The 15399-nt window shown below is 73.3% G+C and carries 13 protein-coding genes and 1 riboswitch; of the genes, 7 read left to right on the forward strand and 6 right to left on the reverse strand.

The features are described from left to right. The first annotated feature begins 108 nt into the window (after window positions 1–108). A riboswitch (cyclic di-AMP (ydaO/yuaA leader) is annotated at window positions 109–276 on the forward strand. A 13-nt stretch (window positions 277–289) separates the two neighbouring features. Both ACF09K_RS24145 and ACF09K_RS24150 read left to right on the forward strand, forming a co-directional pair. Beyond that, window positions 290–1045: a M23 family metallopeptidase gene (locus ACF09K_RS24145; protein ID WP_392246581.1), complete on the forward strand. Its 756-nt coding sequence runs from the start codon at window positions 290–292 to the stop codon at window positions 1043–1045. A 187-nt stretch (window positions 1046–1232) separates the two neighbouring features. Continuing rightward, on the forward strand, window positions 1233–1925 hold the full coding sequence (locus ACF09K_RS24150) for a GntR family transcriptional regulator (RefSeq protein ID WP_392246583.1): 693 nt from the start codon (window positions 1233–1235) through the stop codon (window positions 1923–1925). Window positions 1926–2259: 334 nt separating this feature from the next. On the opposite strand, the gene ACF09K_RS24155 is transcribed toward ACF09K_RS24150, so the two are convergent. Next, window positions 2260–2541: an HPr family phosphocarrier protein gene (locus tag ACF09K_RS24155; RefSeq protein ID WP_079659035.1), complete on the reverse strand. Its 282-nt coding sequence runs from the start codon at window positions 2539–2541 to the stop codon at window positions 2260–2262. Between the two features lie 179 nt (window positions 2542–2720). On the opposite strand from ACF09K_RS24155, the gene ACF09K_RS24160 reads away from it, so the two are divergent. Genes ACF09K_RS24160 through ACF09K_RS24175 form a run of 4 tightly spaced genes read left to right on the forward strand, consistent with a single transcriptional unit; the run spans window position 2721 to window position 8211 of the window. Beyond that, window positions 2721–5678 (forward strand): GNAT family N-acetyltransferase, encoded by a 2958-nt coding sequence (locus tag ACF09K_RS24160; protein WP_392246586.1) that lies wholly within the window; start codon window positions 2721–2723, stop codon window positions 5676–5678. A 52-nt stretch (window positions 5679–5730) separates the two neighbouring features. After that, window positions 5731–6318, forward strand: a complete 588-nt coding sequence (locus ACF09K_RS24165) for a DUF5998 family protein (RefSeq protein WP_392246588.1) — start codon at window positions 5731–5733, stop codon at window positions 6316–6318. After that, window positions 6318–7508: an alkaline phosphatase family protein gene (locus ACF09K_RS24170; RefSeq protein ID WP_392246590.1), complete on the forward strand. Its 1191-nt coding sequence runs from the start codon at window positions 6318–6320 to the stop codon at window positions 7506–7508. The genes ACF09K_RS24165 and ACF09K_RS24170 overlap by 1 nt, the downstream gene beginning before the upstream one ends. 55 nt (window positions 7509–7563) lie before the next feature. Continuing rightward, window positions 7564–8211 carry a thymidine kinase gene (locus ACF09K_RS24175; RefSeq protein WP_392246592.1) on the forward strand — a complete coding sequence of 216 codons (648 nt, stop codon included), beginning with the start codon at window positions 7564–7566 and terminating at the stop codon, window positions 8209–8211. Window positions 8212–8255: 44 nt separating this feature from the next. Here ACF09K_RS24175 and ACF09K_RS24180 read toward each other — a convergent pair whose 3' ends face one another. Together ACF09K_RS24180 and ACF09K_RS24185 are read right to left on the reverse strand one after the other, a co-directional pair. Next, complete coding sequence (locus tag ACF09K_RS24180; protein ID WP_392246594.1) at window positions 8256–9074, reverse strand: SAM-dependent methyltransferase; 819 nt, start codon at window positions 9072–9074, stop codon at window positions 8256–8258. A gap of 129 nt (window positions 9075–9203) precedes the next feature. Next, window positions 9204–10007 carry a VOC family protein gene (locus ACF09K_RS24185; protein WP_392246596.1) on the reverse strand — a complete coding sequence of 268 codons (804 nt, stop codon included), beginning with the start codon at window positions 10005–10007 and terminating at the stop codon, window positions 9204–9206. A 290-nt stretch (window positions 10008–10297) separates the two neighbouring features. Here ACF09K_RS24185 and ACF09K_RS24190 point away from each other — a divergent pair, with 290 nt between their 5' ends. Beyond that, the gene (locus ACF09K_RS24190; protein ID WP_392246597.1) at window positions 10298–11149 is read left to right on the forward strand and encodes a sulfurtransferase; all 852 of its coding nucleotides are present in this window, start codon (window positions 10298–10300) and stop codon (window positions 11147–11149) included. A gap of 147 nt (window positions 11150–11296) precedes the next feature. On the opposite strand, the gene sepH is transcribed toward ACF09K_RS24190, so the two are convergent. The 3 genes from sepH to ACF09K_RS24205 form a co-directional block, all read right to left on the reverse strand. Further along, window positions 11297–12328 (reverse strand): septation protein SepH, encoded by a 1032-nt coding sequence (gene sepH / locus ACF09K_RS24195; protein ID WP_392246599.1) that lies wholly within the window; start codon window positions 12326–12328, stop codon window positions 11297–11299. Between the two features lie 508 nt (window positions 12329–12836). Further along, window positions 12837–14156, reverse strand: a complete 1320-nt coding sequence (locus ACF09K_RS24200) for a D-arabinono-1,4-lactone oxidase (protein WP_392246601.1) — start codon at window positions 14154–14156, stop codon at window positions 12837–12839. Then, a complete protein-coding gene (locus ACF09K_RS24205; RefSeq protein WP_392246603.1) occupies window positions 14116–15354 on the reverse strand; it encodes an MFS transporter in 1239 nt (412 codons plus the stop codon). Before ACF09K_RS24205 ends, ACF09K_RS24200 begins: the two co-directional genes overlap by 41 nt. Between the last annotated feature and the right edge of the window lie 45 nt (window positions 15355–15399).

The raw sequence follows: 15399 nt of genomic DNA on the forward strand, positions 1-15399 counted from the left end.
GCCCTGTGGCATGCGCTACAAAAGCCGCGTTCTGTTTGGGGATCGGCCGCCGCCGCGTCTACCTTCAACCGGGCTGTTCGTCAGGCAGTGCGCCGCATCCGCGGCACCGGACAGTCATCGCCGAGTCCCCGCGTGGCGCGAGCCAGGGGAGCCGGGGACCCAACCAGACAGTCCCTGGGGTGAATCGGACGCCCGCGCGCACCGCGAGGGGGTCCGTAGGAGACCTTCCTGCTCCGAACCCGTCAGCTAACCCGGTAGGCGAGAGGGAAGGAAAGGACCGCTCTACTTCATGGCGTCCACTTGCGCCACCGGGAAGCACCGTCGTCCCAGCAGGATGAAGCGCACCACCGCCCGCGCGGCGGGCATCGCGGCGCTCACCACCACCGGCGTCATCGGCACCGTCGCCTCCGGCCCCGCCCTCGCCGCGGAGAAGGCCGTCGAGCAGACCGGCCTCGTCCCGGTCGTCGCCATCGGTGACACGGTCGCCCAGCGGATCGACGACCAGGCCGCCGCGCAGAAGCAGGCCGCCGTGGCGGAGGCCGCGCGCGAGGAGGCCGCCGCCCGGGCCGCGGCGAAGGTCGAGGCGGAACGCGAGGCCCGGGTCCGTGCCGCCCGCGCGGCCGAGCGCGAACGCCTGAACACCTTCGTCTCACCGATCAGCGGCTCCTACGTCTCCACCGGCTACCGGTCCGGCGGTTCGCTGTGGTCCTCCGGCAGCCACACCGGCATCGACTTCCACGCCGCCACCGGCACCCCCGTGCACGCGGTGGGCCTCGGCACCGTCGTCGAGGCCGGCTGGGGCGGCGCCTACGGCAACCAGGTCGTGATCCGGATGAACGACGGCACGTACACCCAGTACGGCCACCTGTCGTCCATCGGCGTCTCCGTGGGCCAGAGGGTGACCCCGGGGCAGCGCATCGCCCTGTCCGGCGCCACCGGCAACGTCACCGGCCCGCACCTGCACTTCGAGGCCCGCACCGGCGTGGAGTACGGCTCGGACATCGATCCGGTCGCCTACCTCCGCAAGCACGGCGTGAACATCTGACAACGTACGGCGACAGATCGTACGGCCCCGGCCCCACGGCCGGGGCTTTCGTCGTTTCCGGGACCGCTCTGTCCAAAAAATATCCCTGGATTCCGGCCCGCCATCGGAAATTCCCGCCGGTTGCAATAGAGTCACGGAACACACGTCAATCGTCGACGTTTCACGGGGATTAAGGCGGAGGTCGGTCATGCGTATTCCGGCGCACTCGGTGTGCACGGCCATCCGGGACGACATCGTCGCGGGTGTCTACGAGCGCGGCGGCCGCCTCACCGAGGAACTCCTCGCGCGTCGCTACGGCGTCTCGCGCGTCCCCGTCCGGGAGGCGCTGCGCACGCTGGAGGCGGAGGGCTTCGTCGTGACGCGGCGGCACGCGGGCGCGTGCGTCGCCGAACCGACCGAGCAGGAGGCCGCCGACCTGCTGGAGATGCGCGTGCTCCTCGAGCCGCTCGGCGCCGCCCGGGCCGCCCAGCGGCGCACCGAGGCCCACCTCAAGGTGCTGCGCGGCCTCGTCCGGCTGGGCCAGGAGCGTGCCAGGCGCGGCGGCAGCGACGATCTGCGCTCCCTGGGGGGCTGGTTCCACGAGACCCTCGCCCAGGCCTCCGGCAGTCACGCCCTCACCTCGACGCTCACCCAGCTGCGCCACAAGATCTCCTGGATGTACACGGTGGACGCGTCGGCCGCCCCGGCGGAGTCCTGGGCGGAACACGGCGCGATCGTGGACGCGGTGGCGCGCGGCGACGGGGAACGCGCGCGGGCGGTGACGGCGCTGCACGTCGAGCGCGCGCTCCCCGCGCACCGGCCGCGCTTCCCGGGCGGCGACCGCCAGGACCGTGTGAGGACTTCGCAACACGTCGTCAACATGTCCGGCCTCCGGAATTAACACGAGAGCCGTATACAAAGAAGGTAATTCGGCGGAGAGGTATTTCCTCCGCTCTTTTTCGCCGCGCCTCCGTGTTTACGGTGGTGCTCTCTTCGTGCGCCTTTCGCGCGCCCGTCGCACAGCTTTCGTGCGTCCTGCGCGCACCCGTCGCACGTTTTTCCGTCCGCCTTTTCGCCCGTTCTTCGTGAGGCCTTCGCGGGCCCTGCGGAACATCCGCGGCGCGCCTCCAACGGTTTCCGCCCGGCCCGCCGTGCCCCGGAAACGGCGGAGCCGCGCCGCCCGGACGGGGCGACGCGGCTCCGGTCCGCCCGCGCGTGTGCGCGTGGCGGCCGGCTCAGACGGTCTCGGGAAGCTCCTCGAGCCCCTCGGCGACCAGCTTCGCCAGGCGGTCGAGGGCGACGTCCGCGCCCTCGGCCTCCGAGGCGAGGACGATCTCCTCGCCGCCCTGGGCGCCCAGACCGAGGACGGCCAGCATGGAGGCCGCGTTGACGGGGTTGCCGTCGGCCTTGGCGATCGTCACCGGGATGCCTGCGGCCGTGGCGGCCCGGACGAAGATGGAAGCGGGACGGGCGTGAAGGCCCTCGGCCCAGCCGACGTTGACGCGGCGCTCAGCCATGTGATGCTGCCCTTCGGTGTTCAGGTTGTCTAGACCAGTGTTCCACACGTGAAGCGTGCGGAGGAGGGGGCCGTGCGGCCCCCTCCCGGCGTGGGCGTCGGATCGCGGCCTCGATCCGACATCCGTCCCCCACAGACTGCCTCGCGCCGTTGCCGTACGCGAGCCGTAGTCTGGGGCCCATGCAGAGCGCGTCGGACCGCCACGAGTACCCCGCCCACTGGGAAGCCGACGTGGTGCTGCGCGACGGCGGCACCGCACGCATCCGCCCCATCACCGTCGATGACGCCGAGCGCCTGGTCAGCTTCTACGAGCAGGTGTCGGACGAGTCGAAGTACTACCGCTTCTTCGCGCCCTACCCGCGACTGTCCGCCAAGGACGTCCACCGCTTCACGCACCACGACTTCGTGGACCGGGTGGGACTCGCGGCCACGGTCGGCGGCGAGTTCATCGCCACCGTACGCTACGACCGCATCGGTGCCGACGGGGCGGCCGCCCCGGCGCCGGCCGACGAGGCCGAGGTCGCGTTCCTCGTGCAGGACGCCCACCAGGGCCGCGGTGTCGCCTCCGCGCTCCTCGAACACATCGCGGCCGTCGCGCGCGAGCGCGGCATCCGGCGGTTCGCCGCCGAGGTGCTCCCGGCCAACACCAAGATGATCAAGGTGTTCACGGACGCCGGCTACACCCAGAAGCGCAGCTTCGAGGACGGCGTCGTGCACCTGGAGTTCGGCCTCGAACCCACCGAGCGCTCCCTCGCGGTGCAGCGCGCGCGGGAGCAGCGCGCCGAGGCCCGCTCCGTACGGCGGTTGCTGGCGCCCGGCTCGGTCGCCGTCATCGGCACCGGCCGCACCCCCGGCGGCATCGGCCGCAGCGTCCTCGGCAACCTCCGCGAGGCCGGCTTCACCGGTGACCTGTACGCCGTGAACAAGGCCTTCCCCGAGGACCTCGAGGAACTCGACGGCGTGCCCGCCCACCGCTCGGTCCGCGACATCGACGGGCACGTCGACCTCGCGGTCGTGGCCGTCCCCGCCGACCGCGTCCCCGAGGTCGTCGCCGAGTGCGGCGAGCACGGCGTGCAGGGACTCGTCGTCCTGACCGCCGGGTACGCCGAGAGCGGCCCCGAGGGGCTGGAGCGCCAGCGCGAACTCGTGCGGCACGCGCGCGCGTACGGGATGCGCCTCATCGGCCCCAACGCCTTCGGGATCATCAACACCTCCCCGGGGGTACGGCTGAACGCGTCACTGGCCCCGCAGATGCCGCGTCCCGGCCGGATCGGCCTGTTCGCCCAGTCCGGCGCGATCGGCGTCGCCCTGCTCTCCCGGCTGCACCGGCGCGGCGGGGGCGTCACCGGGATCACCGGGGTGTCGACGTTCGTCTCCTCCGGCAACCGCGCGGACGTGTCCGGCAACGACGTCCTCCAGTACTGGTACGACGACCCCGACACCGACGTCGCCCTGATGTACCTGGAGTCCATCGGCAACCCGCGCAAGTTCACCCGACTCGCGCGGCGCACGGCCGCGGCCAAGCCGCTGGTGGTGGTCCAGGGCGCGGGAACGGCCCCCCAGGGCCACGCCGTACGGGCCACGCGCCTGCCCCGCGCCACGGTGTCGGCCCTGCTCCGCCAGGCCGGGGTCATCCGCGTGGACACCATCACCGAACTGGTCGACGCGGGCCTGCTGCTGGCACGCCAGCCGCTGCCCCGGGGACCGCGCGTGGCCATCCTCGGCAACTCGGAGTCCCTGGGGCTGCTCACGTACGACGCGTGCCTCTCCGAGGGCCTGCGCCCCCAGCCGCCGCTGGACCTCACCACGGAGGCGTCGGCGGAGGACTTCCACGCGGCGCTGGCGCACGCCCTGGCCGACGAGACGTGCGACGCGGTCGTGGTGACCGCGATCCCCGCCATCGGCGAGGCATCCCCCGACGACGGGGAACTGGCGCAGGCCCTGCGCTCGGCCGCGGCCACCGGTCCCGCCAAGCCGGTGCTCGTGGTGCACGTGGAGCTGGGCGGCCTCGCGGAGGCACTGTCCGCCGCGACGAGCACCGCCCCCCGCGCGCGCACGGCACCCCCGGCCCCGGCGGCGGCCGAGGCCGAGGCGACGGGAACCGGGACGACCGGGGCGGTGACGGCACCGGCCGGAACGACGCCCGGGGCGTCGGGAACCGGGCCGACCGGCTCCGCCCCGGCGGCGACCGCGCCGACGACCCCGACCGGCACACCCCCCGCTCCCGCCGCCGCGCCCGGCGAACCCGCCGAGCGCTCCCGGACCTCCGGGGACGCCCACCTCATCCCCGCCTACCCCGCCGCGGAACGCGCGGTCCGCGCCCTCGCCGAGGCCGTGAAGTACGCGCAGTGGCGGCGCGAGGCCGCCGACCCCGGCAAGGTGCCCGAGCACGAGGACATCGACGAGAAGGGTGCCGCCGCGCTGATCGGCGGGCTCCTCGCGCGCGGACAGGGCCTCACCCTCGGCACCGAGGAGACCAGCGAACTGCTCGGCCGGTACGGCATCCCGGTCCGCCGGGCCGTCCCCGCGCCCACCCCCGACGAGGCCGTGCGGGCCGCCGGCGTCCTCGGCTACCCCGTCGCCCTCAAAGCCACCGCACCCCACCTGCGCCACCGCGCCGACCTGGGCGGCGTCCGCCTCGACCTCGCCGACGAGGAGCAACTGCGCCGGGCGTACGCCGAGTTGGCCGAGCTGTTCGGCGCTCCGCAGCAGCTGCGCCCGGTGGTCCAGGCGATGGCCCCGCGCGGGGTGGACACCGTCGTCCGGGCGGTCATCGACCCGGCGGCCGGAGCCGTGCTGTCGTTCGGGCTCGCCGGGGCCGCCTCGCAGCTGCTCGGCGACATGGCGCACCGTCTGATCCCGGTCACCGACCGGGACGCCACCTCCCTGGTCCGGTCGATCCGGACGGCACCCCTCCTGTTCGGCTGGCGCGGTTCGGCGCCCGTCGACACCCCCGCCCTGGAGGAGCTGCTGCTGAGGGTGTCCCGCCTGGTCGACGACCACCCGGAGGTCGTCGCGGTGACCCTGGAGCCGGTCGTCGTCGCCCCGCACGGCCTGAGCGTCCTCGGCGCCTCCGTCCGCCTCGCGCCCCCGCCCGCCCGCGACGATCTCGGCCCGCGGACGCTCCCCCTCTACTGAGACGGCCGTGACCGGTCCCTCGCAGTCAGTGGGTCCCCGTAGGATGGAGGACATGGCCAAGACCAGTACGACGACCCAGGGGCTGCGTGCGGCGATCGAGCGCAGCGGCTACTACCCGGCCCTCGTGGCCGAGGCGGTGGAGGCCGCCGTGGGCGGCGAGCCCATCCGGTCGTACCTGGTCCACCAGGAGACCACGTTCGACCAGAACGAAGTGCGCCGCCACGTGACGGTGCTGGTCCTCACCGGCAACCGTTTCATCGTCAGCCACACCGACGAGCAGGCCGCCGACTCCACCTCCCCGGCGCCGTACGCCACCACGTCCACCGAGTCCGTGAAGCTCGGCCGGATCTCGTCGGTCGTACTGAGCCGTGTGGTCGCCAACCCGGAGTCGTACACGCCGGGCAGCCTGCCGCGCGAGGTCGTGCTGACGATCGGCTGGGGCGCGGTCTCCCGCATCGACCTCGAGCCCGCCGCCTGCGGCGACCCGAACTGCGACGCCGATCACGGCTACACCGGAAGCTCGACGGCGGACGACCTCAGCCTGCGCGTCAGCGAGGCCGGGGACGGCCCGGAGACGGTGCGCCAGACCCTCGTCTTCGCGCAGTCCCTCTCCGAGGCGACCGCGGACCAGACCGCGTAATGGCCCAGCCCGCCGTCTGGGACGACCCGGAACCCCTCGCCGTCTCCTCCGCACCCGTCCCCCAGTACGGCTCCGGCTCCCTCGCCGACCTGCTGCCCACGCTGGCCGCCGGCATGGGCGTCCCGGGCACGACCGCGGCCATCGCCGAACTCACACCGGCCGACCGCAACTGCGTCTTCCTGATCGACGGCCTCGGCTGGGAGCAGCTCAAGGCCCACCGTGACGAGGCGCCCTACCTGCACGGCCTCCTCGCCGGCTCGCGCGGCGGCACCGGGCGTCCGCTCACCGCCGGCTACCCGGCGACCACCGCGACGTCGCTCGCCTCCGTCGGCACCGGCCTCCCGCCGGGCGCGCACGGCCTGCCCGGCTACACCGTCCGCGACCCCGCCACCGGCCAGCTGATGAACCAGCTCCGCTGGCAGCCGTGGACCGCGCCGCACGCCTGGCAGCCGTACCCCACGGTCTTCCAGCTGGCCGACGCGGCCGGCGTGCACGCCGCGCAGGTGTCCTCGCCCCACTTCCAGAACACCCCGCTCACCAAGGTCGCCCTCAGCGGCGGCACGTTCCACGGGCGCCTCACCGGCGAGGAGCGCATGGACCTCGCGGCCGAGCAGCTCGCGGCCGGAGACCGCTCCCTGGTCTACACGTACTACGCCGAACTCGACGGCGCGGGTCACCGCTACGGCGTCGCCTCCGACACCTGGCGCGGCCAGCTCATGTACGTCGACCGGCTCGTGCAGCGCCTCGCCGAGCAGCTCCCGCCCCGCAGCGCCCTCTACGTCACCGCGGACCACGGCATGATCGACGTGCCCTTCGACGAGGACCACCGCATCGACTTCGACGCGGACTGGGAACTGCGCGCCGGGGTCGCCCTGCTGGGCGGCGAGGGCCGCGCCCGCCACGTCTACGCCGTGCCGGGCGCCGAGGACGACGTCCTGGCCTGCTGGCGCGAGGTGCTCGGCGAGCAGTTCTGGGTGGCCTCGCGGGACGAGGCGATCGCCGCGGGCTGGTTCGGCCCGCACATCGACGAGCGGGTGTACGCCCGCCTCGGCGACGTGATCGCGGCCGCCCGGGACGACGTCCTGCTCATCGCCTCGGAGCGCGAACCGAAGGAGTCGGCCATGGTCGGCAACCACGGCTCCATGACTCCGGCCGAGCAGTTCGTCCCCCTGCTCGAAGTACGCTCCTGACGTCCCTCCCCCCTGCCACGCCACCGACATCCCACCGAAAGGTGCTCGACTTCCCATGCCCGAGCTGGTGTTCTTCTCCGGAACCATGGACTGCGGGAAGTCCACGCTGGCTCTCCAGATAGAGCACAACCGCTCCGCGCGCGGCCTCCAGGGCATCATCTTCACCCGCGACGACCGCGCGGGCGAGGGCAAACTGTCCTCCCGCCTCGGCCTGGTCACCGACGCGGTGGAGGTCGAGGACGGCCAGGACCTGTACGGCTACCTCGTCGACCACCTCTCGCAGGGCGGCCGCGCCGACTACGTGATCGCGGACGAGGCGCAGTTCCTCGCGGAGGAGCAGATAGACCAGCTCGCGCGCGTGGTCGACGACCTGGAGATCGACGTCTACGCCTTCGGCATCACGACCGACTTCCGGTCCAAGCTGTTCCCCGGCTCCCAGCGCCTCGTCGAGCTGGCCGACCGCGTGGAGGTCCTCCAGGTCGAGGCCCTGTGCTGGTGCGGCGCCCGCGCCACGCACAACGCCCGCACGGTCGGCGGCGTGATGGTCGTCGAGGGCGCGCAGGTCGTGATCGGCGACGTGGACCAGGAGGACACCGTCGGCTACGAGGTCCTGTGCCGGCGCCACCACCGCCGCCGCATGACGGCCGCGTCGGCCCGTGCGGCGGTCCTGTCCCCGGACGTGCTGCCGGTCAACTCCGGCTGACCGCGCGCCCCCGGCCCCGTGGCCGGACGGCGGGTGCCGCCGCCCTACGGCTTGCGGGCCAGCCCGGCGGCGATGAGCCGTTCCCAGACGGTGAGGTCCCGTTCGCCGTCGCTGCTCCAGGGACCGTCCACCACCTCGGGCCGCCAGCGGGACGCGGGCACTATGCCGGGGGCGAGGACCTCCAGGCCGTCCAGGAGGGATTCGATCTCCTCGTCGGTGCGCCACCGGCCGCGTCCGAACGTCTGCTGGAGGACCCGCTCGGCCTCCGCCGTCTCCGGGTTGTTGCCGGAACGGAAGTGGCTGACGAAGAAGTAGCTGCCGGAGGGCACCTGGTCGCGCCAGTAGCGGACGATCCCGGCCGGGTCCTCCTCGTCGTTGACGTGGTGGAGGATGGCGCTGAACATCACGGCGACGGGCCGGTCGAAGTCGATCAGTCCCACGGTCTCCGGGTGCGTGCGTATGGCCTCGGGGTCGCGCACGTCGGCCGGCACCACCCGGGTCCGCTCGTTCTCCTCCAGCAGGGCGCGCCCGTGGACCAGCACCTGGGGATCGATGTCGACGTACACGACCCGTGACTCCGGAGCGTGCCGCTGCGCGACCTGGTGGACGTTGTCCGCGGTCGGAAGGCCGCTCCCGAGATCGATGAACTGCCGTACGCCGGTGGTCGTCGCGATCTCCCGGACCGCCCGGGTCAGGGCCGCGCGGTTGGCGAAGGCGATCGCCAGCGAACCGGGGAGATCACGCTTGAACACGTCGCCGACCTGCCGGTCCACGGCGTAGTTGTCCTTGCCGCCGAGCAGGTAGTCGTAGACGCGCGCGATGCTCGGCCTGCTGGGGTCGATCGGGGAGCCCTCATCCTTCATACGGGCCATCTTCTCCCGTGACCCCGGCCGCCGACCACGGTTTCGGGAGCGTCGCCCCGGCGAACCGCACGGCTCGTCAAGCAGCTTGCCCGCCAGTCGCGTTGACCCCGGCCGGGTGGTGCGCCGGCCTCAGCGAGGCTCCCGGATCAGGGCGAAGCGGGCCCCCTCGGGGTCGGCGACCGTCGCCACGCGCCCGCGCGTGCCGTCCCGGGCCGGCGCGAGGGGCCGGCCGCCGAGGGAGACGACCCGGGCGACCGCCTCGTCCACGTCGTCCACCTGGAAGTACGTCATCCAGTGCGGTCCGCGGTCCCGGGGCAGGGCGTTGCCCAGGCCGTGGATTCCGGCGACCGGACGGTTCGCGACGTACAGGGTGACGTAGTCGAAGTCGTCGGCCCCCACGGCTTCCCGGCGGTAGCCGAACAGCGTCTCGTAGAACTTGGCGACGCTCGCCGACTCGACGGTCAGCAGTTCGTTCCAGACGGGGGTGCCGTGCACGCCCGTGATGCCGGTGCCGAGGTGGGCCGTCGCCTGCCAGATGCCGAAGACCGCGCCGGCCGGGTCGGAGCCGATGGCCAGGCGTCCGGCGTCGGCGGCGTCCAGCGGACCGACCCCGATCGTGCCGCCGCTCAGGCGTACCGTTTCGGCGGTGGTGTCCACGTCGTCGGAAGCCAGGTAGGGCGTCCAGGCCACGGGGAGGTGGCGGTCCGGGGGGAGCTGGCCGAGGCCGGCCACCTCACGGCCGTCGAGCAGGGCACGTACGTACGGGCCCAGCTGATGCGGTCCGGGTCGGAACGTCCAGCCGAACAGTTCGCCGTAGAACTCCTGCGTGGCCGTCAACCCGTGCACCATCAGGCTCACCCAGCAGGGTGTGCCGGGTGCGTACCGCGCGTGCGCTTCGCCGTTCGGGCCGGCCGGCCCACGTGCCTCGGGCATCGTCACTCTCTCCCCGGCCACTCGTGGTGGCCGCGTCGCTTCCGCACCCCGGGCCGATGTTCGCACCCCTCACCGTGCCGAGCGCTCCGGGCGCGCCGCCGTGGTGGGGCGGGCGTGTCGGGAGGGCGCCCGGCGTGCGGTTCCTCATCCGTCCTCGTGCGGTCGCCGAAGGACGTCGATCGGCTGTACGGCGTGTGCCCGATCCCGTACGCCGGGTGATCGGACCCGTCCGGCCGAGCAGAGTAGCCGGACCTGCACGGCGGGGCCACCCCGTGCGCGAGGATGGGGCCATGAACGCCATCATCTCCGCATCCGAACTCGCGAGCGCCCTGACGGGGGAGCACCCGCCGGTCGTGCTGGACGTCCGCTGGCAGCTCAGTGTGGCGAAGGCGGCCGGAGAGCCGCCGTTCGACGGCCGTGCCGCCTACGCGTCCGGGCACGTGCCGGGCGCCGTCTACGTCGACCTCGACCGGGAGTTGGCCGGGGCGTCCGGCGCGGGCGGCCGCCATCCGCTGCCGGACCTGGCGGAGTTCGGCGCCGCCATGCGCCGAGCGGGCGTGTCGGCGGCCCGGCCGGTGGTCGTGTACGACGGCGGGCAGGGCTGGGCGGCGGCCCGCGCGTGGTGGCTGCTGCGCTGGACGGGTCACCCGGACGTGCGAGTCCTCGACGGCGGGTTGACGGCGTGGCGGGGGGAGCTGTCGGTCGACGTCCCGGCGCCCGCCGGGGGCGACTTCGAGCCGCGGCCGGCCGCCGCGGGACTGCTCGACGCGGACGCGGCGGCGAAACTGGCCCGCTCCGGCGTGCTGTTCGACGCGCGCGCGGGTGAGCGGTACCGGGGCGAGGTGGAGCCGATCGACCGGGTCGGCGGACACATTCCGGGCGCCGTCTCCGCGCCGACCACGGACAACGTCGGCCCGGACGGCCGCTTCCTGCCCGCCGAGGACCTCAGGGCCCGCTTCACGTCGCTCGGGGCGGCCGACGGCGGCGAGGTGGGCGTGTACTGCGGCTCCGGCGTCTCCGGTGCCCACGAGGTGCTGGCGCTCGCGGTCGCGGGGATTCCGGCGGCGCTGTACGTCGGTTCCTGGTCGGAGTGGTCCTCGGACCCGTCCCGCCCGGTCGCCGTCGGACCCGACCCCCGGTAGATCCGTCGCACGCCACACACGACGGAGGGGCCGCATCGAACAGATGCGGCCCCTCCGTACGTATGAACCCGTGTGCGAACACGCTCCGGTGAAGCTCCGGACCTCCCCGCCGGGCCGCCGGACGACGGCCCGCTCCGGCACTCCCGCTTATTCCTGCTTCTTGCGCCGGGTGCCGAACACGATCTCGTCCCAGCTGGGCACCGCCGCGCGGCGGCCGGGGCGGACGCCGTCCGCCTCGGCCTGACGGTCCGTGGAACCGACGAGACGATCGCGGTGACTGCCCACGGAGCGGGGCATGAGGACGTCCGCGTAGGCGGAACCGGCGGACGCGGCGGGCGCCGGGGGCTCCTCGACGTCCGGTTCGTCCGCGGGCTCCTCCGGTTCCTCGGAGGGGATCTCCGGGACGACCATGTCGCCCCGGAAACTCGGTACCGCTTCCAACAGGCTGGTCAGCGAGTCCCGCTCGCGCTCGCCGGTGCTCTCCTCGGAGGGCTCGGAGGGCTGTGCGGGCAGGCTCGCCCGGTCGAGGGCGCGGTCCATCGTGCGGTCGCGGGGCAGCCGGGCGATGCGCGGGACGAACGGGAAGCTGGGCTCCGGCGCGGCGAGGTCGTCGGACTCGCCGATCAGCGAGCGCGCCTCGTCGTCGACGGCCTGGACGAGCCGCCTCGGCGGGTCGTACGTCCAGCTCGCCGAGTGCGGTTCGCCCGCGACCAGGTAGACGAGCAGGACCTCCCAGGTGCCGTCGTCGCGGCGCCAGGAGTCCCACTGGACGGTGTCCTTGTCGGCGCCGCGCAGCGTCAGCCGCTCCTGGACGGACTCGCCGAGCTGCGGTCCGGCGTTCTCGCCGGGCCGGCGGACCGGGGTCTTGCGGGCGCGTTCGGCCATGAACGCGCGCTCGGCCAGCACGGGGCCCTCGAAGCGGCGTACGCGGTCGACGGGGATCCCCGCCATCTGCGCGACTTCTTCCGCGGTCGCGCCGGCACGTATACGCGCCTGGATGTCACGGGGGCGGAGATGGCTCTCCACCTCGATCTCGATCTGGCCGAGGCGGGGACGGTCGCCGCGGACGGCGGCGCGCAGACGCTCGTCGATCGGAAGCGTGTACTCCGTGCTGTCCGCAGCCTTCAGCACCAGCCGTGTGCCGTCATTCGAGACGGCCACGACACGCAGTTCGGGCATGGGGACCTCCCGGGTGGTGCCTGCCGACGTCACGTGCGTCGCTGCTTCCGCTAGTCGAGTGTGGCCTGCCCGGGTGCAGCCTGCCACAACCTTGCCGAGTTGCCCGGCGTGTCGCGCGCGGACCCTTGACCGCCGTTATGGCACGGTGATCGATTCGCCACGCTGAGTGATCAACTCCGTAACCCTGTGCGACCTGCCCCCTCCTGGCTGTCCGTCAAGGCTCCGGACATCCTGGTGGGAGACCGGACCCAGGGCTCGCAACAGTACTCCATTCGGGCCACGCGCGTGGATCGGCGCGCCGCCCGAGTTCCGGCAGGAAACGCGACTCGTCGATTCGGCAAGCGCTTCCCGCGATCTTGTGCGTGGCGTACGTCACGTGGTCACCGGGGGCGAGAAGGCGGGAAGTGGCGTCCCGGACCGACCTGAACACCCCTCAGACCGCGGGCGCGGGGGCGGAACCGACGTCACCGCCCCGCGCCCGGCGGGTCCGCTGCCGCCCCTGCCGCCCCTACTGCCCCAGAACCCTCCGCAGGTGGTCGTTCTGGAAGCGACGGTCGGGATCCAGCCGGTCCCGCAGCGCCGTGAACTCGCCGAACCGCGGATAGACCCCGGCGAAGTACTCCGCGTCCCGCGTGTGGATCTTCCCCCAGTGCGGCCGGCCCTCGTGCGCGGTGAAGATGCGCTCGGCCGCGGTGAAGTACCCCCGGTACGGCGCGCCCTTGGCCGTGTGGACGGCGATGTACGCGCTGTCGCGGCCGGAGGCGGTGGACAGGGTGATGTCGTCGGCCGGCGCGGTGCGCACCTCCACGGGGAAGCCGATCCGCAGCGGAGAGCGCTCGATCATGGCCCGCAGCTCGCGCAGCACCCCGGTCACCGCCTCACGCGGCACGGCGTACTCCATCTCCACGAACCGGACCCGGCGCGGCGAGGTGAAGACCTTGTACGGGATGTCGGTGTAGCTGCGCGCGGAGAGCGCCCTGCTGGACACCCCGGCGATGGCCGGGAGGGCGGCCGGGACCGCCCGGCCCACCCACTGGGCCGCCTGGAAGACGCCGTTGGAGAGGAACTCGTCCTCGAACCAGCCGGCCAGTCGCCCCACCGGTCTGCGCGGGCCCGCGCTGCGGTTGTTGCGCTTGGTGTTGGTGTTGCCGGTGTGCGGGAACCAGTAGAACTCGAAGTGCTCGTTCTCGGCCCACAGTTCGTCGAAGTCGGCGAGGACCCTGTCGAGCGGCATCGGCTCCTCGCGCGCGGTGAGCAGGAAGACCGGCTCCACGGCGAAGGTGATCGCGGTGACGACGCCGAGGGCGCCGAGACCGATCCGGGCCGCCGCGAAGACGTCCGGGTTCTCCTTCTCCGAACAGGTCAGCACCGAGCCGTCGGCCGTGACCAGCTCCAGGCCCCTGATCTGCGCGGCGATGGACGCCGACTCGCGGCCCGTGCCGTGGGTGCCCGTGCTGGTGGCCCCCGAGACGGTCTGCTCCATGATGTCGCCCATGTTGGTGAGCGACAGCCCCTCGCGCGCCAGCGCCAGATTGAGTCTCCTGAGCGGGGTGCCCGCCTCGACCGTGACGGTCATCGCCTCGCGGTCGATGCCGCGGATGCCGGTCAACAGCTGAGGGCGGATCAGCACACCGTCCGTCGCGGCGATCGACGTGAAGGAATGGCCCGTGCCGACCGCCTTGACCGTCAGCCCGTCCTCGGCCGCCCGGCGCACGGCCGCGGCCAGCTCGTCGACGGAGGCGGGCGTGACCTCCCGCGCGGGGCGGGAGACGACGTTGCCGCCCCAGTTACGCCACGTGCCGTTCTTCCCGTTCGCTGTGCTGCTCAACGGTGCCTCCACGACCCGGCGCCGGCCTGCCGAGCCGACGGTACCCGAGGAAACCGACCGCGACCGCGACGGCCCCGGACACCGCCGGAACCCCGTACCCGGCCCGCGCGCCCGCGGTGTCGATGACCCAGCCGGCGATCGAGGAGCCGACCGCGACCCCGACCGCGAGCCCGGTGCTCACCCAGGTCATGCCCTCGGTCAGCTGCGCGCGTGGTACGTGCTCTTCGATGAGGGACATCGTCGTGATCATCGTGGGAGCGATGGCGAGGCCCGCGACGAAGAGCGCCACGGCCAGAAACGGCAGGTTCCCGACCAGTAGGAGGGGGATCATACTCACGCCCATCATGAACACGCCCAGCAACCAGCGCCGCTCCGGGGCTCCCTGGGGGCGCAGCAGGCCGAAGACCAGGCCCGCCACGCAGGAACCGGCCGCGTACAGCGCCAGGACCACGCTCGCGGCGGCCTTGTGCCCCTGCTCGTCGGCGAACGCGACGGTGACCACGTCGACCGCCCCGAAGATCGTCCCCGTCGCCACGAACGTCGTCACCAGCACCTGCAGGCCGGGCGAACGCATCGCCGTACCGCCGCCCTTGTGCTCGCGCGGGTGGGGCTCGGGCTCGGTGGCCCGTTGCGCGGTCAGCCAGAAGACGCCGACGGCGAGGAAGCAGGCCGCCAGCAGCGGGCCGGCCTCCGGGAACCAGGCCGTGGACAGACCGATGGAGATGATCGGGCCGAAGATGAAGCAGATCTCGTCCACCACGGACTCGAAGGAGTACGCGGTGTGCAGCTGCGGGGTGCCCCGGTACAGGGCCGCCCAGCGGGCCCGGATCATCGCGCCGAGCGAGGGCACCGCACCGATCGCGGCGGCGCACGCGAACAGCACCCAGTCCGGCCACGCGAAGTGCGCCGCCAGCAGCAGCCCCGCCGCCGCGGCGAGCGCGACCAGCGTGGCGGGCCGCAGCACCCTGCGCTGCCCGTGCCGGTCCACCAGGCGGGAGATCTGCGGACCGATCGCCGCCGCCGACAGCGCGATGGTCGCCGAGAGGGCGCCCGCGAGGCCGTAGCGCCCGGTGAGCTGGGAGACCATCGTGACCACGCCGATGCCCATCATCGACAGCGGCATCCGGCCGAGGAACCCCGCGGCGGAGAAACCCCTCGAGCCCGGGGCGGCGAACAGGGCGCGGTAGGAGCTGGGCACGGAGGTCTCCGTCGGGTCCGGTCACGCGTGCGTGGCGGCTCGGCA

The organism is Streptomyces sp. NPDC014882, from assembly GCF_043081325.1.
In the GTDB taxonomy this organism is placed as follows: domain Bacteria; phylum Actinomycetota; class Actinomycetes; order Streptomycetales; family Streptomycetaceae; genus Streptomyces.